Origin of the sequence: Natrinema sp. 74 (genome assembly GCF_046097095.1) — an archaeon.
GTDB lineage: Archaea > Halobacteriota > Halobacteria > Halobacteriales > Natrialbaceae > Natrinema.
Map to the genome: position 1 here is coordinate 2,571,941 of NZ_CP175698.1, position 20,084 is coordinate 2,592,024.

19 protein-coding genes are annotated in these 20,084 nt (G+C 67.0%); 11 read left to right on the plus strand and 8 right to left on the minus strand.

Features of this window, described 5'->3' with window-relative positions:
* The gene (locus ACJ70B_RS12825; protein ID WP_408957385.1) at positions 1-609 is read right to left on the minus strand and encodes a hypothetical protein; all 609 of its coding nucleotides are present in this window, start codon (positions 607-609) and stop codon (positions 1-3) included.
* Positions 610-824: 215 nt separating this feature from the next.
* Between ACJ70B_RS12825 and ACJ70B_RS12830 the strand changes: the two genes are divergently transcribed.
* On the plus strand, positions 825-1,049 hold the full coding sequence (locus ACJ70B_RS12830; RefSeq protein ID WP_408957386.1) for a hypothetical protein: 225 nt from the start codon (positions 825-827) through the stop codon (positions 1,047-1,049).
* Positions 1,050-1,066: 17 nt separating this feature from the next.
* Here the strand turns inward: ACJ70B_RS12830 and ACJ70B_RS12835 are convergent, their stop codons facing one another.
* Complete coding sequence (locus tag ACJ70B_RS12835) at positions 1,067-1,291, minus strand: hypothetical protein (protein ID WP_408957387.1); 225 nt, start codon at positions 1,289-1,291, stop codon at positions 1,067-1,069.
* 121 nt (positions 1,292-1,412) lie between these two features.
* Here ACJ70B_RS12835 and ACJ70B_RS12840 point away from each other — a divergent pair, with 121 nt between their 5' ends.
* The gene (locus ACJ70B_RS12840; RefSeq protein ID WP_408957388.1) at positions 1,413-1,727 is read left to right on the plus strand and encodes a hypothetical protein; all 315 of its coding nucleotides are present in this window, start codon (positions 1,413-1,415) and stop codon (positions 1,725-1,727) included.
* Between the two features lie 459 nt (positions 1,728-2,186).
* Positions 2,187-4,907 carry a DNA mismatch repair protein MutS gene (gene mutS, locus ACJ70B_RS12845; RefSeq protein ID WP_408957389.1) on the plus strand — a complete coding sequence of 907 codons (2,721 nt, stop codon included), beginning with the start codon at positions 2,187-2,189 and terminating at the stop codon, positions 4,905-4,907.
* Positions 4,908-4,976: 69 nt separating this feature from the next.
* Here mutS and ACJ70B_RS12850 read toward each other — a convergent pair whose 3' ends face one another.
* From ACJ70B_RS12850 to ACJ70B_RS12860, 3 genes are all read right to left on the minus strand, one after another.
* On the minus strand, positions 4,977-5,171 hold the full coding sequence (locus tag ACJ70B_RS12850) for a hypothetical protein (protein WP_408957390.1): 195 nt from the start codon (positions 5,169-5,171) through the stop codon (positions 4,977-4,979).
* Between the two features lie 130 nt (positions 5,172-5,301).
* The gene (locus ACJ70B_RS12855; RefSeq protein ID WP_408957391.1) at positions 5,302-6,132 is read right to left on the minus strand and encodes a YihY/virulence factor BrkB family protein; all 831 of its coding nucleotides are present in this window, start codon (positions 6,130-6,132) and stop codon (positions 5,302-5,304) included.
* 96 nt (positions 6,133-6,228) lie between these two features.
* Positions 6,229-7,524 carry an MFS transporter gene (locus ACJ70B_RS12860; RefSeq protein WP_408957392.1) on the minus strand — a complete coding sequence of 432 codons (1,296 nt, stop codon included), beginning with the start codon at positions 7,522-7,524 and terminating at the stop codon, positions 6,229-6,231.
* A 174-nt stretch (positions 7,525-7,698) separates the two neighbouring features.
* Here ACJ70B_RS12860 and ACJ70B_RS12865 point away from each other — a divergent pair, with 174 nt between their 5' ends.
* The 4 genes from ACJ70B_RS12865 to rtcA all read left to right on the plus strand — a co-directional run bounded on the left by ACJ70B_RS12865 (position 7,699) and on the right by rtcA (position 12,859).
* The gene (locus tag ACJ70B_RS12865; protein WP_408957393.1) at positions 7,699-8,499 is read left to right on the plus strand and encodes an SDR family NAD(P)-dependent oxidoreductase; all 801 of its coding nucleotides are present in this window, start codon (positions 7,699-7,701) and stop codon (positions 8,497-8,499) included.
* A 122-nt stretch (positions 8,500-8,621) separates the two neighbouring features.
* Positions 8,622-10,820: a DNA mismatch repair endonuclease MutL gene (gene mutL / locus ACJ70B_RS12870; protein ID WP_408957394.1), complete on the plus strand. Its 2,199-nt coding sequence runs from the start codon at positions 8,622-8,624 to the stop codon at positions 10,818-10,820.
* A gap of 493 nt (positions 10,821-11,313) precedes the next feature.
* Positions 11,314-11,622, plus strand: coding sequence for a hypothetical protein (locus tag ACJ70B_RS12875; protein ID WP_408957395.1), 309 nt, complete (start codon positions 11,314-11,316; stop codon positions 11,620-11,622).
* Between the two features lie 157 nt (positions 11,623-11,779).
* Positions 11,780-12,859 carry an RNA 3'-terminal phosphate cyclase gene (gene rtcA / locus ACJ70B_RS12880; protein ID WP_408957396.1) on the plus strand — a complete coding sequence of 360 codons (1,080 nt, stop codon included), beginning with the start codon at positions 11,780-11,782 and terminating at the stop codon, positions 12,857-12,859.
* Between the two features lie 16 nt (positions 12,860-12,875).
* On the opposite strand, the gene ACJ70B_RS12885 is transcribed toward rtcA, so the two are convergent.
* Positions 12,876-13,124: a hypothetical protein gene (locus ACJ70B_RS12885; RefSeq protein ID WP_408957397.1), complete on the minus strand. Its 249-nt coding sequence runs from the start codon at positions 13,122-13,124 to the stop codon at positions 12,876-12,878.
* A 720-nt stretch (positions 13,125-13,844) separates the two neighbouring features.
* On the opposite strand from ACJ70B_RS12885, the gene kdgK1 reads away from it, so the two are divergent.
* The 4 genes from kdgK1 (at position 13,845) to ACJ70B_RS12905 (ending at position 17,632) form a co-directional block, all read left to right on the plus strand.
* On the plus strand, positions 13,845-14,798 hold the full coding sequence (gene kdgK1, locus ACJ70B_RS12890) for a bifunctional 2-dehydro-3-deoxygluconokinase/2-dehydro-3-deoxygalactonokinase (protein ID WP_408957398.1): 954 nt from the start codon (positions 13,845-13,847) through the stop codon (positions 14,796-14,798).
* A 125-nt stretch (positions 14,799-14,923) separates the two neighbouring features.
* A complete protein-coding gene (locus tag ACJ70B_RS12895) occupies positions 14,924-16,216 on the plus strand; it encodes a PGF-CTERM sorting domain-containing protein (protein WP_408957399.1) in 1,293 nt (430 codons plus the stop codon).
* A 273-nt stretch (positions 16,217-16,489) separates the two neighbouring features.
* The gene (locus tag ACJ70B_RS12900) at positions 16,490-16,828 is read left to right on the plus strand and encodes a DMT family transporter (RefSeq protein WP_408957400.1); all 339 of its coding nucleotides are present in this window, start codon (positions 16,490-16,492) and stop codon (positions 16,826-16,828) included.
* A 249-nt stretch (positions 16,829-17,077) separates the two neighbouring features.
* Entirely contained in the window at positions 17,078-17,632 is a 555-nt protein-coding gene (locus tag ACJ70B_RS12905; RefSeq protein ID WP_408957401.1) for an N-acetyltransferase family protein, read from the plus strand.
* A 36-nt stretch (positions 17,633-17,668) separates the two neighbouring features.
* Here ACJ70B_RS12905 and ACJ70B_RS12910 read toward each other — a convergent pair whose 3' ends face one another.
* Positions 17,669-18,967: an RNB domain-containing ribonuclease gene (locus tag ACJ70B_RS12910; RefSeq protein WP_408957402.1), complete on the minus strand. Its 1,299-nt coding sequence runs from the start codon at positions 18,965-18,967 to the stop codon at positions 17,669-17,671.
* A gap of 83 nt (positions 18,968-19,050) precedes the next feature.
* Positions 19,051-20,013: an alpha/beta fold hydrolase gene (locus ACJ70B_RS12915; protein WP_408957403.1), complete on the minus strand. Its 963-nt coding sequence runs from the start codon at positions 20,011-20,013 to the stop codon at positions 19,051-19,053.
* Positions 20,014-20,084 lie beyond the last annotated feature (71 nt).

Below are 20,084 nucleotides of genomic sequence, written 5' to 3' on the forward strand. Positions count from 1 at the left end.
TTATCGCCAGAACCGCTTTGCGAACCGCGAGAGGACCCCTTCGTCGGGCGTGGTCACGTTCTCCCAGAGGGTAAACGCTTCCGCGGCGTCGGCGGCCTCGCTCGCGACGTGTTCCTCGGCGTCGGGAACGACGACGACCAAGTTGACCTCGTAGTGGCCGTGATAGCCGAACGTCAACAGCGTCCGGTCGCGAAAGCCGGCGACGAACTCGCGGACCTCGTCCGACAGTTCGTCGGCGACGAGTGCGAACGTAACGTCCGTCCCGAAGTGTTCCTCGTCGGGGACGACGCGCTCGTCCGCCAACTCGTGTCCGAGCTCGACGAGGTGCTCGAGGTCCGTCACGGTCGGGCGCGCATCGCGCCGGGCAAAGAGGTATTCCTCGGCCTCGTGATCGGCGTAGGAGAGCGCCGGGTGGAAGAACTGTTTCTGGCTTCGCACGCGCATCTCGCCGTAGAGATCCCAGCGCTCGCCCTTGACGCGGTGGTCCTTCTCGAGGTCGTAGTTGTACAGCAGCCGGTCGGAGACCCGATCGAAGTACTCGTCGTCCCAGTCGGGGACCGCCTCGCGGATCTCGGCCGGTAGCTCCGCCGGTCGCGCTCCGTCACTCATCGTGTATCGGGAATAGCCGCTGTCGGTCGTCCGCGATCCGTCGTCAGATCGCGCTCGGTCCGTTTTATGGTTCGGTCACCCATACCACGAGTTACCGTCGAGCTATCAAATATTCGTCGGTGGAACCGACGTCGCTGCCCTCGACCGATCCGGCGCGTCTCGAGTCGGCGATAGCTTTTAGCCGTCAGCAACGTAGTAACGTGTAAGAGACTACCATGGACGAAAAACGGACCGAGGCCTGCGGTCGGTGCTCGATGTCGACGGTCGTCGACGTCGTCTCGTCCGACGAAGACGACAGCGCGGAGCGTCGGGATCCGTTCGCCGAGGGCGCGATCGAAATCGATGACGAGACGATCCGACGCGTCTCGCCGGCCGCCTGGGCCGGCCGCGTGACCGATCGAATCGACGATCTCGGTCACCGCCTCATCCACGGCCGGTAACTCGGCGGCGAGCGCCGTTACGACATCGTCACGAGATACGTCATCGCAAACAGGACGATCGCCGCCGTGGCGACGTTGACGAGTTCGAACGCCACGATATCCAGGAACGACAGCCCCCAGACGATCGTCCAGGCGAATAGCGTCGATAACACGGCGTTCATCGCGAGCAACACGCGCGGATCGCCCCGCGAAGACGCCACGCCCGCCTCGAACCCCTCTTGCTCCGAGTCACCGTTGCTCATACATGGAGACGGCGATACCGCCACTTAACTGTTCGCTGGCGACCGATCCGGAGACGGTCGATCCGCGCCACGTCCGTCGCGGGCGGTATAGCTCTTTGTCCCTCGAGGGAGCACGTTCCGTATGCCCCTTCGAAACCGTCGCGGCGTCCCCGTCGATCCGGTCCCGTTCGTCGTGGTCGTCGGGCTCTCGTTCATGCTCCTCCTGTCGTTCGGCCCGTTGTACGGCCAGGCGCTCGGCCTCTCGCTCGAGGCGGCGATCGCGGCCTCCGCTGCGCTGTTCGTCGTCGCGGCCGTCATCGCGTTCCATCGGCAGGTGTGGAACGCACACCCGCACGCGCTCGTCCCATCGTCGCTTCGCGCACAGCGACTGTTCGCCCTCATTCCGATCCTGACGGCGCTCATCGTCGCGCTGGCGGTGCCCCTGCTCGTCGGCTGAGCCGCCGGGCCCGCGTTACGGGCTGTCGGACTCGCGTCGAGCGGCGTGGACGCGGCGCACGCGCGCCTCGAGATCGGACGAGTTTCGACCGTTCGGACGGTTTTAATCAGCGAATAAGTTTACTCAATGATCGCGAAGTACCGTTTGGCGAGGGCGACATGGTCGTGCCAGCGGACCGTTCGACGCTCCGAAAGGCCACCGAACCCCTCGCCATGATCGGAGGCCGTTTCACCGGGTTCACCGCCAGCTTCCGACTGGTCGCTCCGGTCCTCCCCCCTACCCTCTTCACGACACACCACCTCGACACACCACGGGGGTTCGTTCGACATCGGCTTCTGATACCGTTTTTCTGCGCTCACGGGTCGACACGCAGCGGTGTTGGCACTCGAGTCGTTGGCCATCGACTACTTTCACCGCGGATCCCGCAGGGTTTTTGAGGTGGAACGATACTCACCGAGTATGACCGAGGCGACGGGGATCGTCGGCGAGTTTTTCTCCCTCAAAGAGGGGACCGACGCCGAGCTACTGGCGATGCAGTGTGGCGACTTCTACGAGTTCTTCGGCGAAGATGCCGAAATCGTCAGCGACGAACTCGATCTCAAGATTTCTCAAAAATCTTCCCACGGCTCGTCGTACCCCATGGCCGGCGTGCCGATCGACGATCTGACGCCGTATCTCAAGGCCCTCGTCGAACGGGGCTACCGCGTCGCCGTCGCCGACCAGTACGAGACCGACTCCGGCCACGCCCGCGAGATCGGCCGGGTCGTCACGCCCGGCACCCTACTCGAGACGAGCGACGCCGACGCCCAGTATCTCGCGGCGGTCATCGACGGTGCAAGCGCCGGCGGCGCGTCGGCTGACGCGGGCTACGGCCTCGCGTTTGCGGACGTGACGACCGGCCGCTTTCTCGTCGCAGGTGCCGACGACGCCGACGACGCGCTGACGGAGCTCTACCGGTTCGATCCAGTCGAGATCCTGCCGGGACCGGACGTCCGAACCGACGACGACCTCCTGAACGCGATCCGCGAGCGCAGCGACGCGACGCTGACGCTCCACGAGACGGAGGCGTTCGCACCCACGCGAGCAGCCCATCGGGTGCGCGACCAGTTCGGGACCGAGACCGTCGAGCGACTGTCGGTCGCCGAACCGGCCATCGCGGCCGCGGGGGCGGTCCTCGCCTACGTCGAGGAGACCGGCGCGGGCGTGCTGGCCTCGATGACCCGCATTCAGGCCCACCACGGCGACGACCACGTCACGCTGGATGCGACCACCCAGCGCAACCTCGAGTTGACCGAGACCATGCAAGGCGAGCGTGACGGCTCGCTGTTCGCGACGATCGACCACACCGAGACCAGCGCGGGCGGCCGGCTCTTGAAGGAGTGGCTCCAGCGGCCCAGACGGTCGCTCGAGGCCCTCGAGCGGCGTCAAGAGAGCGTCGCCGCGCTCTCGTCGGCCGCGCTGGCCCGCGACGAGATCCAGGAGACGCTCGACGAGGCCTACGATCTGGCGCGACTCGCGTCGAAAGCGACCCACGGCAGCGCTGACGCGCGCGATTTGGTCGCCGTTCGCGAGACGCTCGCGGTGCTTCCGGCGCTGGCCGAGGCGATCGACGCGACGCCGGAACTGGCCGACTCGCCCATCTCGGGGATCGTCGACCGGCCGGACCGCGAGGCCGCCCGCGACCTGCGCGAGACCCTCGAGAACGCCGTCGCCGACGATCCGCCGTCGACGGTGACGCAGGGCGAACTCCTCCGGCGAGGGTACGACGACGAACTCGACGAGGTGATCGAGCGCCACGAGGGGGTCGGGGAGTGGCTCGAGACGCTCGCCGACCGCGAGAAGCGCCAGTACGATCTTTCCCATGTCACCGTCGACCGAAATAAGACCGACGGCTACTACATCCAGGTCGGCAAGTCGGCCGCCGACGGCGTCCCCGATCACTACGAGCAGATCAAGACGCTGAAGAACTCCAAACGGTTCACCACCGACGAACTCGAGGAGAAAGAACGCGAAATGCTGCGTCTCGAGGACCGGCGTGGCGACCTCGAGTACGATCTCTTCGAGGAGCTTCGCGAGGAGGTGGCCGCGCAAGCCGAACTGTTGCAGGATGTCGGCCGGGCGCTGGCGACGGTCGACGCGCTCGCGAGTCTGGCGACTCACGCGGCCGAAAACCGCTGGGTCCAGCCGGAGTTACATCGGGGCGACCGCCTCGAGATCGAGCAGGGTCGCCACCCGGTCGTCGAGCAGACGACGGAGTTCGTCCCGAACGACGTGCGACTGGGGCCGGCGGCTCCAGCCGCCGGCCAGGAACGCGCCAGCGGGCGTGCGGACGAGGACCGGGGCTTCCTCGTCGTGACCGGGCCCAACATGTCCGGGAAGTCAACCTACATGCGACAGGTCGCCTGTATCGTCTTGCTTGCCCAGATCGGCAGTTTCGTTCCGGCAAAGGAGGCCGCGATCGGGCTGGTCGACGGCATCTTCACTCGCGTCGGCGCGTTAGACGAGCTCGCGCAGGGCCGCTCGACGTTCATGGTCGAGATGAGCGAACTCTCGAACATCCTCCACACCGCGACCGAGGAGTCGCTGGTTATCTTAGACGAGGTGGGCCGGGGCACCGCGACCTACGACGGCATCTCGATCGCGTGGGCCGCAACAGAGTACCTGCACAACGAGGTGCAAGCGAAGACGCTCTTTGCGACCCACTATCACGAACTCACCGGCCTCGCGGAGAACCTCCCCCGCGTCGCCAACGTCCACGTCGCCGCGGACGAACGCGACGGCGACGTGACCTTCCTCCGAACGGTGCGGGACGGCCCGACGGACCGCAGCTACGGCATCCACGTCGCCGATCTCGCTGGCGTTCCAGACCCCGTCGTCGAGCGCTCGAGAGACGTCTTAGAGCGCCTGCGCGAGGAGAAAGCCATCGAGGCCAAAGGCGGCACCGCGAGCGACCCCGTTCAGGCCGTTTTCGATCTCGGGAGCGGGACGATGCGGACGGACGGGGAAGCGCAGGCCGCGTCGACCGATGGAGGGCCGGCTGCGGCCGAGTCCGACGCTCCCGAACTGGATCCCGAGACCGAGGCCGTCCTCGCGGACCTCGAGTCGATCGACGTCAACACGACGCCGCCGATCGAACTCGTTTCCAAAGTACAGGAATTACAGGAGCGACTCGAGGACTAACCGCCTGCTTCAATCGAGCGGGTTCCGTTTCGGCCATCGGAGCGAGTCAACAGCCCGGCCGAAGCCACGTTAGCATATCTCGCCGAGATCGCGCCACTCGCGGAGGTCGTGGAGATCGACCTCGAGTTCCACGCCACAGCCCTCGCAATGGAAGGCGACGCTCCGATAACCGGGCTGGAACTCCGCTGATTCGCCGTGTTCGTCGCAAGCGATTCGGATGCCGCGCTCTCGCCCGTCGGGTACCTCGACAGTGTAGTCAGTCATCGTGCTCGAACACCCGTCTGTGTGTCCGCCGGTGGGTTTCAGGAGCAGGTAGCACTTAGCCTTTTCACCGATCCGTCCGCTCGAACCGATTCCAATGGAACGTGGCTGCCCGAAGGCGCCCGGCGAGAGCTTACGTCCGGACGGAACCGGTCGAGTCCCGTTCGCCGCTGATAGCGCGAACGTCGTCGGGCTGCCGACCGCCGACAACGACGTTGACCGCTGCGCCGACCAGAAGGACGAACGCGGTGCCGTAGAGCCAGATCAGGAGCAGGATGACTGCGCCGAAGGTGTCGAACGTCCCGACGGTGTTGACCAGCTCCGCGTAGGCACCGAAGACGGCCTCGAGGACGACCCAGCCGGCGGCGGCGATGACGGTCCCCGGCAGCGCTTCGCGCGCGGAGACCTCCGGTGCCGGGAAGACGTAGTAGATGGGGAAGAAGGCGACGACCAGGCCGAAAAAGAGCACGAGCGGCGTCAGTATCAGGGCGATGGGGTGGTTGATTGTCGCTAGCACCGCGGTCGCGAAGCCGACGCCGACGGTCGCGAGCAGGATGACGACGAAGGCGACGAGACTGTCGACGACGTTTGCCCGGATACCGCTGTCTTCCCGGCCGTATAGCTCGTCGAACGCGGTCTTCAGGCCGCGAAAGACGCGGAACATTCCCCACACCAGCGACACCAGACCGATCAGCGACGCGCCAGCGCGATTCGACGCGGCGGTCAGCGCCTCGTAGACGAGCCCCTGGCCGGCGGGACTGACGTACCGCTGTGACAACGAGACGAGCTGGTTGGTCAGGTATTCGTCGCCGACCGCCCCGGCGACGAGCAACAGCAAGAGCAACAGCGGGAGCAACGAGAGGAACGCGGCGTGAGCGATGCTGCCCGCCATGAACGTCACGTCGCGGTCGCGAACCACGGCGACGACATCTCGAGCGACGGAATCGGCCCGTCGCAGGTCCATATTCCGGTGGACGACCGTGGGGCCGAAAAGGCCGGCGCTGGCAGTCGCCGTCCGTCGTCGGGAGCCTGTGGGTGCTCGAGGTCGGCCGCCGGAGACTCAGTCACCCGTCGAGACCCCCTCCGCTACGACGCGCTCGGCGTGGGCGCGCCGGGCGGTGACGACGAAGCCGGACGTGGCCACGACGATGAAGCCGGCGGCGAGGTAGAAGCCGGCCTCCGTGGAGACGAAGTCCATCGTCGTGCCGACGAGGACGGGGCCGGCTACCTGGCCGACCTTCCAGGCCAGCGAGCGCAGCGACATGGCGCTGGCGACGGAGTCGTACTGTTCGCCCTCGTCGACGAACAGCGACATGCTGGCGGGCAGGCGGATGGAGTCGGCGATCCCGAGCAGCGAATAGGCCCCGAAGAGCGCGAAGAAGGCCCCGCCGAGGAGTTGCGTGTCGCCGTGGAGCGTCACCGCGACGGGATCGATTCGCCCCTCGGCGTAGGCGGCCAGCGGGATCGCTGCGGTCCCGAGGCCGTACAGGATCGCGCCGGTAGCGACGAAGTAGTGTCGCCGGCCGTAGCTGTCGGTGAGGTTGCCGACGAACCCCTGGGTCAGCGACTTCGTGAGTTTGCCGCCGGCCATGATCCAGCCGATGGCGAACGCGGAGATACCGAAACTCGTCCGCGCGTAGATCGGGAGAAAGAGGATCACCGCCATCTTGCCGAAGCTGAAGAAAAACCGGAAGCCGACCAGCGCCCGGAGCATCGGGAGGCCGAGCAGCGATCGGAACGTCTCCGCGCCGCCCGTTTCTTCGGGGTCTGTCCGGCCGCCGGGGTTGTCCCGCAGGAACGTAAAGACGAGGACGAACGCGCCGAGCGTGATCACCGAGAGGACGGCGTACGTCGCCGTAAAACCGTAGGCGTAGAGGAGGTAGCCGCCGACCAGATCGCCGGCGAGCGACGAAACGGAGGCGAACTGGTTGTAGGAGCCGAGCCACCGGCCCTGCTGGTCGTCGGGACTGATCTCGCCGACGATCGTCGCGCCGGTGATCCAGAGGACGCTCGCGCCCAGCCCCTGAACCATCCGAATCAGGACGATGTGAGCCGGGCTGCTCGCGAAGACGAACGCGACGAAGACGCCGACGTTGATCAGAAAGCCGGCGAGGAGGTAGCGTTTCGCGTTCCCCGTATCCACTTTCCGGCCGAGCGGCAAGACGATGAGCAACTGGACGAACGCGAACGCCGCGCCGAACAGCCCCTCGACGATCCCTGATGTCTTGAAAAGATCGGCGTACAGCGCCAGCGCGATTAGAATCGTCGAATACGCCTGACTTCGCGCGAAGGCGGTCCCGGCCAGTGCCGCGAACTCCCGGTCTCGTAGGAGCGCGACAGAGGTAAACCGTGTCACGCGTCTGGCAGTAGACGCTATCAAACGAACGCGGTTCAAAAGCCCCTCGAACGGGGAAATCAGGACCGGTATCGCTCTGCGTACTGGATCGGCCGGTCGCGGCTCGCGATCGAAAGACGGCGGAACCGTCGCCCATCGGTAGAACTTTGATCAGATAGGACACTCGGTAGCACGATGCATGAAGCTAACTTCGATGTCGCGGAGAAAACCGCGATCGTCACCGGAGCGAGCCAGGGAATCGGGCAGGCGATCGCGGAGACGCTCGCGGCCGGCGGCGCGAACGTCGCGATCTGCTCGCGGTCGATGGACCGCGTCGGCCCGGTCGCCGAGGGGATCAACGAGGCAGACGGCGCAGGCGAGGCGCTGGCCGTCGAGTGTAACGTCCGCGAGCGTGAGCAAGTCCAGAACTTAGTCGACGAGACGGTCGACGAGTTTGGCGACGTCGACATCCTCGTCAACAACGCCGGCGGCGAGTTCGTCGCACCCTTCGAGGAGATCTCGGAGAACGGCTGGCAGACCATCGTCGACCTCAATCTCAACAGCACCGTTCACTGCACGCAACTGGCCGGCGAGGTCATGCGCGAGGGCGACGGCGGCGTCATCATCAACCTCTCGTCGGTCAACGGCCAGCACGCCGCGCCCGGCGAGAGCCACTACGGCGCGTCCAAGGCCGCGATCATCCGCCTGACCGAGACTCTGGCCGTCGAGTGGGCCGAACACGGCATCCGCGTCAACTGCATCGCGCCCGGCCTCATCCAGACGCCCGGCGTCGCCGAGACGCTCGGCATCGACAGCGAGGACATGCCGCCCCGCGAGCAGGCCGACCGCCGCATCGGCCACACCGAGGAGATCGCCGACGTGGCCCAGTTCCTCTCGAGTTCCGCCGCCTCCTTCATGAACGGCGAGACCGTGACCGTAAAAGGCGTCCCGCGGGCCGGGAACTCGATGTCACAGGACCTGGGACTCGAGGATTGAGCGCCCGAACGGCGTACTCGAGCGGACGCGTTTCGGCGACGTAAGACCTAACCAGCCGCCGTCTGTAGGGGTATACAGTACACGGGCGCGTCGGACCCGATCGCCGACGACGCCGACTCACAATGAGCGACGAAAGTACCCCATCCGAGACCGACATCCACCGGCTCGACGACGACACCGTTGCCCGCATCGCCGCCGGCGAGGTCGTCGAGCGGCCCGCCAGTGCGGTGAAGGAACTGGTCGAGAACAGCCTCGACGCCGATGCGGACAGCGTCGACGTCACCGTCGAGGCGGGCGGCACCGATCTGATCCGAGTCGCCGACGACGGCCACGGCATGTCCGAGGCCGATCTCCGCGTAGCCGTCCGCGAGCACACGACGAGCAAGATCGACGGCCTTGAGGACTTAGAATCCGGCGTCGCCACGCTGGGGTTCCGGGGCGAGGCGCTGCACACGATCGGCTCGGTGTCGCGGCTAACCATCCGCTCGCGACCCCGTGACGCCGACGGTGCAGGGACGGAACTCGCCTACGAGGGCGGCGACGTGACGAGCGTCGAACCGACCGGCTGTCCGGCGGGGACGATCGTCGAGGTCGAGGACCTCTTCTACAACACGCCCGCCCGCCGGAAGTTCCTCAAGACGACGGCGACGGAGTTCGCCCACGTCAATCGCGTTGTTACGCGCTACGCGCTGGCGAATCCGGACGTGGCCGTCTCGCTTTCCCACGACGGCCGCGAGGTGTTTTCGACGACCGGACAGGGCGACCTGCAGGCCGCCCTGCTGGCCGTCTACGGCCGCGAGGTTGCCGCCGCGATGATCCCCGTCGACGGCGACGGCGACGACCTCCCACCGGGGCCGCTCGAGTCCGTCTCGGGGCTCGTTTCCCACCCCGAGACCAACCGCTCGAGTCGGGACTACCTCGCGACCTACGTCAACGGTCGCGCCGTTACGGCCGACGCCGTCCGCGAGGGGATCATGGGGGCCTACGGCACGCAACTGGGCGGCGACCGCTACCCGTTCGTCACGCTCTTCCTCGAGGTTCCCCCCGACGCGGTCGACGTGAACGTCCACCCGCGCAAGCGCGAGGTGCGGTTCGACGACGACGATGCGGTCCGCCGGCAGGTCGATTCGGCCGTCGAGTCGGCGCTGCTCGAGCACGGCCTCCTTCGCTCGCGCGCGCCGCGAGGCCGGTCGGCACCGGGCGAGGCTCGGGTCGAACCCGGTGGTGAGCGAGGGGAATCCGGCGCGCCCGACCACGAGCCGACGACGCTCGACGGAAGCACCGAACCCGCCGGATCGTCGGCCGACGTCGAGAGCGAATCCACGACCTCGAGATCGGCGACCGAGCCGGACGACGCGCCGTCGGCCGGCGATTCCGCGAGCGCGAGCGCCGATTCGGGGGCCGGCTCGAGTCGGCCGGCCGATGGAACCCGGTCGTCGCCGAATCGGGGACCGACGGCGACACCGCGAAACGACCCGCCGACGGATCCAACGGAAGCAGACACGGGGTCGGTCGCCGATGCGGACGGCGGTGGCGCGGCGGCGGAGCCGGAGTCGCGTACCGGCTCGAGCGGTCCTGAGTCGTCCCGCGATCACGGTTCTGCGTCGGAACCGGGCTCGAGCCCCGCTGCCGATCCCGAGCGCAAATTCGACGCCGCGACCGAACAGCGGACGCTAACTGGCGAGGCCGCGACGGGCGACGAGACCGCGTTCGACTCGCTGCCGTCGCTGCGAGTGCTGGGCCAGCTACACGACACCTATCTCGTCTGCGAGACGCCCGACGGACTGGTCCTGATCGACCAGCACGCGGCCGACGAACGGGTCAATTACGAGCGCCTGCAGGCCGCGTTCGCCGACGATCCGAGCGCGCAGGCGCTAGCCGAGCCGGTCGAGCTCGAGCTGACCGCGGCAGAGGCCGAGGCCTTCGAACACTACCGCGAGGCGCTCTCGCGGCTGGGCTTCTACGCCGACCGGACCGACGACCGGACGGTCGCGGTGACGACCGTCCCCGCGGTGTTCGCAGAGACCATGGAGCCGGATCGGCTCCGGGACGTGCTGGCGTCGTTTCTTGAGGGTGACCGCGAGGCGGGCGCGGAGACGGTCGACGCGCTGGCCGACGAGTTCCTCGGCGACCTGGCTTGCTACCCCTCGATCACCGGGAACACGTCGCTGACCGAGGGATCGGTGATCGACCTGCTCGAGGCGGTAGACGGCTGCGAGAATCCCTACGCCTGCCCGCACGGCCGGCCGGTGATCGTGCAGTTCGACGAAGCGGAGATCGAAGACCGGTTCGAGCGCGATTATCCCGGCCACGGCGGGTAGGCGGCTCGAGAAACTGACGAGTCGACGCCCGAGGTCTCGCTCATCACTCGCCGCCTAATCCTTCGGCGCTCACGTCTCGAATGTCCGCCTCCGAGCGCGTCGCGCGTTCGTGGCGGGAGAGCCAGATCGCACAGCCGAAGGCGATCGCGCCAGCGTCGCATCGGCTCCCATCACCACCCCGAACCGCCGAAAAGATTCACGAACCGGAACCCGATCCCTTTGCGAAAACGGAGAGTCGGTCGGCACCATCGCTGCGGTCTGCCGCCGTGAGATGCCGTCAGATGTATCGAGCACCGAATGCCACGGTCGCTGCCAGAAACGTTCGGGAGAACGAAACCGTCTCTCTGAGCGAACCGAACGAACGGGAACGAGCAGAGTAACGGACCGTGCGCGCCATCTCGAGCCACGTCGATAATTCACCACTCGTTGTGAATTTCACCGGCCGGCGACGGAAAGCCATCCGCTGTTCCCTTTCTGGAACGGATGATCATCCATGCGACGCAGACAAACGACCGAGGAAACCGAGGACGAATCCGATGGATGGGTAGACCGAATGAGAGGCGGTTCGGCGGGACAGACGACGGACGATTCGGGCGGCTTGCTGGACCGGACGCGAGGAAAATCGTCGGAGCCGACGACGAACGACGCGGGGAGCTGGTTCGACCGAGCGAAAGCGGAGTACGGACTCGGGACCCTGCTCGTCGCCGCGGGGGCCGTCCTCTTTCTCTTCCCCGAGCCGATCACCTCGACCGCGGGTCTCGTGCTGATCGGAATCGGGGCCCTGCTCTGGCTCGTCGGTTGACGCCGGCGTCGGCTCCGGCGATCGAACCGAAGCCACCCGCCCGAGTACGTGACGTTTCTAACGCGCCGAGAAGAAATACCCAACCGGCGAACGCTGAACGCGTACCGAGCCGAACGACGCCGCCAGCGGTAGGTGCCTCGAGCCCCAACCTCCGCCGATGACGCAGCGAACGCTCGACGGCTCGAGCGCCGGCGGCCAGTACCTCCGCACCGCGCTCGCGCTGTCGGCCCTTCGAAACGAGCCCGTCCGCCTCGAGGGTGTCCGCGGCGACCGGCCGACGCCCGGGCTGGCCCACCAGCATCTGGCGGTCCTCGAGACGATAGCGGAGATCTGCGACGCCGACGTGTCGGGGGCCGAACTCGGCGCTGAGACGATCGAATTCGAGCCGGGACTCGAGGACGGTGATGCCGAGCCAGGAGCGGCGGACGCGAGGCTCGAGGGCGGCGCGTACGCCGTCGATATCGGCACCGCCGGCAGCGTCACGCTGCTGTTCGACGCCCTGTTACCGCTGGCGACGATCCTCGAGTCGCCGCTGTCGGTGACGGCCACCGGCGGGACGGACGTGGCGTGGTCGCCACCGCTTGACTATTTCCGGCAGGTCAAACTCCCGCTGATCCGCCGATTCGGCGTCGAAGCGACCTGCGAGGTCGACCGCAGGGGATTCTACCCCGACGGCGGCGGCCGGGCGACGCTCCGGCTCGCCCCCTCGCGCCTCGAGCCCATCGATCTCTGCGAGCGCGGGACGCTCGAGGGCGTCCGGCTCTACTCGACCGAGTCGGCGTCGCTGGCCGACCGCGACGTGGCCCACCGGCAGGCCGAAGGCGCGCTCGAGCGACTAGATCTGGGAGCCGACTCGGGGGTGCTCGAGCGCCGCGAGACGACCGCCGAGAGCCCGTCGCCGGGCTCCGCGCTGGTGCTCCGCGTCGACCACGGGACCGGGAGCGCCGGCTTCTCTGCGCTGGGTGAACGCGGCAAGCCGGCCGAGCGCGTCGGCGAGGAGGCCGCCGACGCGGCGAACCGGTTTCTCGAGGGCGTCGCTCCCGTCGATCGGCACATGGCCGACCAACTGCTCGTCTTCCTCGCCGTGGCCGGCGGCCGGGTCCAGGTGCCGGCCGTGACCGACCACCTCGTGGCGGGGTGTGACCTGCTCGGGGAGTTCGGGATCGACGGAGGGCTCGAGCGAACGGCCGAAACGGCCGTCGTCTCGGTCGAGTCGCCGCTGGATGGGGTTCAGTAGATTGCCGCGTCGGAGCTCACGGCCGCTCTCGGTTCAGCAGCCCCGTCAACGCGACCAGCAGCACAATCACGAGGACGCCGGTCACCGTGACCGCGAGCGCGACCGTCGGGTCCGTAGGCTCGATGTCCGGGCCTGTGAGCGGAAGCGTCCCCAGAGACGCCACGAATCGGTTCCACGTGGCGGTGACGACGATGAACGCGATAGCGAGCCCCAGAACATAGAGTTGGTAGTCGAACCACGTCTCGAGCCCGTCCGACGATACCATTCGGAAAGTGGTTGACAGTTCGACACTATAGATCTCTGGACGGCCGTCGTCGATGCTCGACTCTCGTAACAAGCCGTCGGCTCGAGGACGCGTTCGAACTGCCGCGCGGCTCAGAAACGGCGGGCCTCGAGCGTTCGGCTGCCCGCGCGTAGTCGATCGGCGGCGTTTCGTTTTCTCTGCTATCCGCTACGAATCGCCCCCTTTGTCTCGAAACTGGCACACCAACCGGTCCCGCCTGACGTGAGCCAACACGACTGGCTCGACTGTGAAGACGGCCGATGAGTTGGACACGGGGAGGGACAACGGCGTGTCCTCCCACCGTGGCAACACGGACGTTCCACGTCCTCCCCAACCGATTCGCTCACGGTGTTCGCTCATCCCTCGCACGACGTCGTGGCGCGGTTCGCTCTTCGCTCACCGCGCTACAGCGCGCGCCACCGTACGTCACGGCACCGTACGTCATGGCACGCCACCGTACGGAGCGGGTCCACAGCACAGGGCGAGACAGTATCTCGCGATGGATTTTCTCGAGCGTCGGTCGAGTACGAACGCACTGTTGGCCCTGCAGTGCTTTGCAGGGCCGACGTTCGATAACGCGGTCGACCGCGCGTAATTCCGCGCTGACAGACCGCCATAACTTATAGCACCGCCGTTCGTTGACTGGGGTATGATCGAGGGACACACCGCAGTTTGCGGCCGCACAACCCGGAGGGTCGAACGGTGAGCGACATCGTCACCTTCGGCGAAACGATGCTTCGGTTGTCACCGCCGGGCAACGAGCGCCTCGAGAACGCCGACGAGTTCGAGGTCCGGGCCGCAGGCGCAGAGAGCAACGTCGCCATCGCGGCGAACCGACTGGGCGCGTCGGCGACCTGGCTGTCGAAGGTCCCCGAGACGGCGCTTGGTCGACGCGTCGTCGGCGAACTTCGGGGTCACGGCATCGAGGCGGACGTCGTCTGGAGCCACCGCGGCCGGCAGGGGACCTACTACCTCGAGCACGCGGGCAAACCTCGCGGGACGAACGTGGTCTACGACCGGGAGAATACCGCCGTTTCGACGGCCGAAGCCCGCGAGTTCGACCTCGATCGGATTCGGGACGCGCAGGTCTTCTTTACGACCGGTATCACGCCCGCGCTTTCCTCGACGCTCCGGGAGACGACTGCGAACCTGCTGAAGGCAGCCCGAAAGGGCGGGACGACGACCGCGTTCGACTTCAACTACCGGCGCAAGCTCTGGTCTCCCGACGATGCCAGAGAGACACTGACTCGGCTGTTCCCGGGAATCGACGTGCTCGTGATCGCCGCCCGCGACGCGCGGACCGTGCTCGGTTTCGAGGGCGATCCACGCCAGCTCGCGCACAAACTCGGCTCACAGTACGACTTCACGACGGTCGTCGTCACCCGCGGTTCGCAGGGCGCGGTCGGCTGGCACGACAGCGTCGTCCACGACCACGACGCCTACGAGACCGACACCGTCGATCCGATCGGCACCGGCGACGCCTTCACCGGCGCGTTCATCGCCCGCCGGCTCGACGGCGACGACGTCCCGACCGCCCTCGAGTACGCCGCGGCGACGGCGTCGCTCAAGCGGACGATCCCCGGCGACGTCGCGCTCGTCACCGCCGATGAGGTCGAGACCGTCGTCAAAGAGCAAGGCGAGGACATCTCGCGGTAGCGCGGCCGCGTGCTGACGGGCCACCGAACGCCGGCCGGTCGGTGCGGGAAACGACGCGGACTCGAGACGTTTGGACGGATTTGCCAGAACGGGTTTTACAGGCGCGACGAAAGTCACGGCGTACAATGAATCGTGGAGTCGCACTACTGGTTGCACTGCTCGTGGCCGTAAGTACCGTGACGATGGCCACGGCCAGTGTAGCCGCGACGATCGACGACGGATCGAATACGACCATCGAGGCCGACGCCGAGGTTGATAGCGGAACCTCCCTCGAGACCACCGCTGACGCCGAAACCGAGACCACACTTACGACGCAGTCCGGTTCCGACGCCGGTGCACAGAGTTCGGCCTACGCCGGCGCAACCGTCGCGTTCGACGTGCAGGGCGACGCGATCACCGACTACCGCGTCGGCGGCGAACGGACGTTCGCGTCGGTCGCCGTCCAGTCCCAAAGCGAGACCGACTCGAGTTCCAGTGGCGGACTCGACGGTAGCCTCGGCCTCGAGGCCGCAGCGAACCTGAACGGTGCGGGGCTGTCGGTGACGAGCCAGACGCAGGCCAGCGCGCAGGTCACGGCCGAAAGCGGCGCGACGCTGTCGGCCCACGACACGCAACACGGCACGCTGGTCGTCGAGAGCGGCGGTGAATCCCAGTACGTCAAGGCCGACCTAGCGGCCGAGGCACAGGCCAGCGAAGCGGGCGACCGCGTCCTCGTCGAGACTGACAACCGAACTGGCGTCTTCCTCGTGGTCGGCGACGGGAAGGTCGGCATCACCGACGGTAACGTGACGGCCGACCTCGGCGCGAACGCGACGCTCGCGTTCCGCTCCTACGCCGAGGGCGAGCGCGACGAGCGTGCCAAGTACCAGGAGTCGCTGATCGCCGAGGGCAACGCGGCCGTCTCGGTGACCGCCCAACAGCGCAACGGCAAACTGGTGACCGACGCCGTCACCTACGGCCAGGAGACGTCCGCGAACGTGAGCCAGACCGCCGAAAACAAAGTCAACGTGACCATCGACCGCGCCGTCCATAAGGGGACGGTCGTGATGACGACCGTCTCCGAGGAGGCCGTCGGCAGCCTCGAGAACCTCTCGGTGCGTATCAACGGCGAGGCCGCCGTGAAGGCGTCCTCGAAGAGCGAACTCGAGAGCGCGATCGGCGGCGACCAGTCCCGCTACATGGTCGTCCAAGACGCCCAAGCGGAGGGCCAGGCGACGGTCTACATCGCCGTCAACCACTTCTCGACGCGGACCGTGACGATCGACGGCGGCAGCGGCGCAGATAGCGGGGCCGGCGACGACGGCAGCTCCGGTGGCGACTCGAGCGGCGGCAGCGGCGACAGCACGCCCGGCTTCGGTGTCGGCGTCGCCATCATCGCGATCTCGATGGCCGCACTGCGCGCGCGGCTCGAACGCTAACTCGACGTAACCGACGATGGCGGCTTCGCAGTCGCGTCCGTTTCTCCCGTTTTCGCCGCGGATGCCGGCGACGACGTCGCCCGGAAACTGAGATCCCGGTTCGCTCCGTTTCGCGGTACGACCGGCACTCGAGTACCGGTCGCGTCTCACGCTCGAGTGCCACCGCCCCGGGAGTACCACCGCCCCGGTGCCGATCGGTTCGGTACCGGACCGGATCGGCGGCCCGAAGATCGAATCGAAGCGCTCACATTAGTGAGCTAACAATACTGCCGTATGAGAGAGTACGTCTACTTGGGACTTGCAATCATGGCCGAAGTGACCGGAACGACGGCGCTCAAATTCTCGGACGGCTTCACGAACGTCGGTCCCACCGTCGTCGTCATCGTGGGGTATATCGGCTCGTTCTACCTCCTCAGCCTCTCGTTGCAGTCGTTCCCGATCGGACTCGTGTACGCGACGTGGTCCGCGCTGGGGATCGTCGCCGCCGCCCTCATCGGCGTTGTGCTGTTCGACGAGTCGATCGATATCGCCGGATTCGTCGGTATCGCGCTCATCGTGGGTGGCGTCATCTGTCTTAACCTCTTCTCCGAGACGTACGCCCCGGCCCATTGACGGGCAGTATCGTGACGGAACGGTCGGTCAGCGGGGAGTGCCCGCGGTCGGGCCGTTCCCTCGAGACCGGCTCGCTCGCCCGTCGTCGGCTCGTTCGGCGCTTTCCGCGAGTATAGCGACACCCCATCGATACGAGCCCGAATCACTGCGCCGTTTGACGGTCAGACCGCCGATTCATCGCACCGTGACCGTACCGATGCGGTAGCTGTCGGGCACCGCTTTTTGACGGCCGCTATCGTACGCCTCGCCGTGACTCGAGCCGTCCGGCACGCGACGGTCGACGACTGCTGGGCGATTCACGAGATCGCCCGCGAAAGTTGGCACGCCGCCTACGACGACGTCCTCGGCGCTCGCAGGGTCGACGATATCGTCGCCGACTGGTACGCAATCGGCGACCTCGAGTCGTCGATCACGGGGGCGTACGGCCGCGAGAACGCCGCGTTCCTCGTCGCCGAAGCCGCGTCCGAAGACGCTGCGACCGACTCCGAACGCGAGTCCGCCCTCGACGGGTTCGCACACGCCGTCCCCTGGCCGGAGGACGCGTCGGTGGCGTTCCTCGCGCGACTCTACGTCCGTCCCGACCGCTGGAACGAGGGGGTCGGGACCGCGCTGCTCGAGCGACTCGAGACTCGGCTCTCGGCGGAGTTCGACCGCCTCAGACTCGCCGTTCTCGCGAGCAACGATATCGGCATCTCGTTCTATGAATCGTGCGGCTTCGAGCGCGTCGCGACTCGCAAGTCCGATCTGGGACCGGGCCTCGAAGAACACGTCTACGAGAAGCCGCTCTCGGACGCTGTCGGGTGATCGCCGAGCGCCGTGCGAAAGCGAATCTCGGTCGGCCTAGAGCGTTTTTTCGGCTTCCGCCTCGTCGACCACTTCGATTCCGCGGTTGTTGACCGCCATCGGATCGAGGCCAACCTCCTGGAGGAAGGTCTTGTACTCGCGCTCGCACTGTTCTGCGTCTTTTTGCTTGTCGCTGGCGCGATCGCAGAGTTCGACGAGATTCTCGGGGACGTCGTTCTGGTAGACGATCCAGTGGTTGATCAGGTCCGAGAGTCGGCGGATGGGGCTGGTGAAGTGGCCGTAGATCTCGAAGTTCAGCGCGTGGTGGCCGCCGAACGGGTCGTTCATGTACCGCGCCCGGGGCATCACCTTCATGACGGCCCACTGGATCTTGTCCAGTTGGCGGCCGGGGGCCTCCTCGAGCGTCGCGTTGACGGCTTTCCGGGGGTCGTCCCACGTGCTGCCGGGGATCGAGACGCCGTCGAGATCCTGAATCTCCTGAAGGGCTTCGGACCACTCGTCGGGGCTGGGCTGGGGGTGGACCCGGTACATCGCTTCGACGCCGCGGTTCCACATGAGTTCGTGCGTGACGGCCTTGTTGGCCTTGAGCATGCACTCCTCGATGATGGTGTGGGCGCGGTCCCGCGAGGGGTTCAGGACGAGCGAACCGTCCTCCTTGCGCTGTTCGTGCATCCGGTCGGCGAGGTCGTAGACCAGTTTGTTCTCCTCGTGGAGGGGCGCGTCGGGGTCCTCGAGGCGGTTCTCGGCCTGCGAGTAGGTGAGTCGTTCGTCGGACTCGATGACCGATTTGTAGATCTCGATGTTCTCGTAGGAGAGATGCTCCTTGTCCAAGTGCATCTCGACGGTGTGGGCCAGCCGTTCCTCGTTTGGAACCAGCGAACAGACCGTCTCGGCCAGCACCGGCGGCAGCATGTGGAGGGTGTAGCCGGGCAGGTAGACCGTGTTCCCACGCTCGACGGCCTCGTCCCACATCGCCGTCTCGGGGTTGACGTAGTGGGTCACGTCGGCGATGTGGACCCAGAGGACGTACTCGTCGTCGCGCTCCTCGATCGAGAGCGCGTCGTCGAAGTCCTGGGCGTCGATGGGGTCCGTCGTCCAGGTCGTCAGGTCGCGCAGATCCGCTCGGTCGTCGATCTCGTCGGAAATCTCGGACTGAACGCCCTCCGTCCGGGCCTCGGCTTCCTCCAAGACCTCGGGCGGAAACTCGTCGCGAATTTCGAACTTCTCGAACAGTTCCTCGCGCTTGTTCTCGAGGTGGCGCGCGAGGTCCGCCGAGATCTCGACGGGGCCCTGCCCTTCGGCCGTACCGGCGTCGGCCTGTGCGTCGTCGCTCATACCGTCGCCTACGGACGTAAGGGTGAAAGTCGTGTCGGGACGGGGACGAGGAGCGCCCGACCGCTCACGGCCGCCGGAGTCGGCTAGTCAGCGTCTAATCGGCCCTGTGCGCGAAGTATCGGCTCCCTGCTTCGGAGCAGCGCGGTCAGGTGACCCGCGCCCTCGAGGACCGTCAACTCGCCGGCCGGAAGTTCGTCGGCGAGCAGTCGGGCTCCCTCGAGGGGCGCGTTTCCATCGTTGTCGCCGTGCCAGAGCCGAACCGGCCGGTCGACCGCAGCGAGCGCAAACGCCCACGGCGTCGCGAACAGGCGCGTCTCGGTCACGAGCCCCTCTTGGGAGGCCGCGAGCGCCTCGCGGAAGTCGCGTCGAATGCAAGTCGCCGTCTCGGCCGGGATCTCGGCTCGTTCCGCCGCCGTCGTATACTGTGCGAGGACGAACGCCGGCGGCAATCGGCCGGCGGCCCACGTTTGCCCCCTGAGTAGCACCTTCAGGAGCGACGGCGTTTTCGTCGCTAGAAGGCCGAGGAGCCGATGGACGGCGGGTTTTTCGTCGATCCGCGACCACGGCGGTGCGCCGGAAACAACGTCGACCGTCTCCACGAGATCGCCGTGCGTCGCGGCGGCCGCGAGCGCGTGTGGCCCGCCTCCGGAGAAGCCGACCAACCCGGCGCGCTCGACCGCGGCGTCCGCGAGCACCGCGGCGACGATCGGCCCGGTGTCGGTGAGGTCTCGCTCGGGCCATGGCGGGGACCGGCCGTAGCCGGGTCGTTCCGGCGCGAAGATTCGAACGCCGAGTTCCCGCGCGCGGTCGTCGAACAACTGCCCGAAGGCGAGCGATCCGGGCGTGCCGTGGAGGACGACGACCGGCGTTCCATCGGGGTCGCCGTACGTCGCGTACGCGATTTCGCCTCGGTCATCGACCGTCACGGTCGACACCGCCTCCGCCGACTCCGCGTCCGTCGAACCCATCTCCGCCGAATCGATACGCGCCGGGTCCTCCTCGAGCGACGACCGATCCTGAGACCGATCGGAGCGCGTGCGTGCCATCGATCCCCGCTTGCCGCCGGATCGCAGAGGGCGTTCCCCCGGATGGATACGGCGATTTAAGTACAACTGCG

Bases quoted from the DNA above. Each gene is read 5' to 3' on its own strand.
- ACJ70B_RS12825 (WP_408957385.1), bottom strand. From the start codon at position 609: ATGAGTGACGGAGCGCGACCGGCGGAGCTACCGGCCGAGATCCGCGAG.
- ACJ70B_RS12830 (WP_408957386.1), top strand. From the start codon at position 825: ATGGACGAAAAACGGACCGAGGCCTGCGGTCGGTGCTCGATGTCGACG.
- ACJ70B_RS12835 (WP_408957387.1), bottom strand. From the start codon at position 1,291: ATGAGCAACGGTGACTCGGAGCAAGAGGGGTTCGAGGCGGGCGTGGCG.
- ACJ70B_RS12840 (WP_408957388.1), top strand. From the start codon at position 1,413: ATGCCCCTTCGAAACCGTCGCGGCGTCCCCGTCGATCCGGTCCCGTTC.
- mutS (WP_408957389.1), top strand. From the start codon at position 2,187: ATGACCGAGGCGACGGGGATCGTCGGCGAGTTTTTCTCCCTCAAAGAG.
- ACJ70B_RS12850 (WP_408957390.1), bottom strand. From the start codon at position 5,171: ATGACTGACTACACTGTCGAGGTACCCGACGGGCGAGAGCGCGGCATC.
- ACJ70B_RS12855 (WP_408957391.1), bottom strand. From the start codon at position 6,132: ATGGACCTGCGACGGGCCGATTCCGTCGCTCGAGATGTCGTCGCCGTG.
- ACJ70B_RS12865 (WP_408957393.1), top strand. From the start codon at position 7,699: ATGCATGAAGCTAACTTCGATGTCGCGGAGAAAACCGCGATCGTCACC.
- mutL (WP_408957394.1), top strand. From the start codon at position 8,622: ATGAGCGACGAAAGTACCCCATCCGAGACCGACATCCACCGGCTCGAC.
- ACJ70B_RS12875 (WP_408957395.1), top strand. From the start codon at position 11,314: ATGCGACGCAGACAAACGACCGAGGAAACCGAGGACGAATCCGATGGA.
- rtcA (WP_408957396.1), top strand. From the start codon at position 11,780: ATGACGCAGCGAACGCTCGACGGCTCGAGCGCCGGCGGCCAGTACCTC.
- ACJ70B_RS12885 (WP_408957397.1), bottom strand. From the start codon at position 13,124: ATGGTATCGTCGGACGGGCTCGAGACGTGGTTCGACTACCAACTCTAT.
- ACJ70B_RS12895 (WP_408957399.1), top strand. From the start codon at position 14,924: ATGAATCGTGGAGTCGCACTACTGGTTGCACTGCTCGTGGCCGTAAGT.
- ACJ70B_RS12900 (WP_408957400.1), top strand. From the start codon at position 16,490: ATGAGAGAGTACGTCTACTTGGGACTTGCAATCATGGCCGAAGTGACC.
- ACJ70B_RS12910 (WP_408957402.1), bottom strand. From the start codon at position 18,967: ATGAGCGACGACGCACAGGCCGACGCCGGTACGGCCGAAGGGCAGGGC.
- ACJ70B_RS12915 (WP_408957403.1), bottom strand. From the start codon at position 20,013: ATGGCACGCACGCGCTCCGATCGGTCTCAGGATCGGTCGTCGCTCGAG.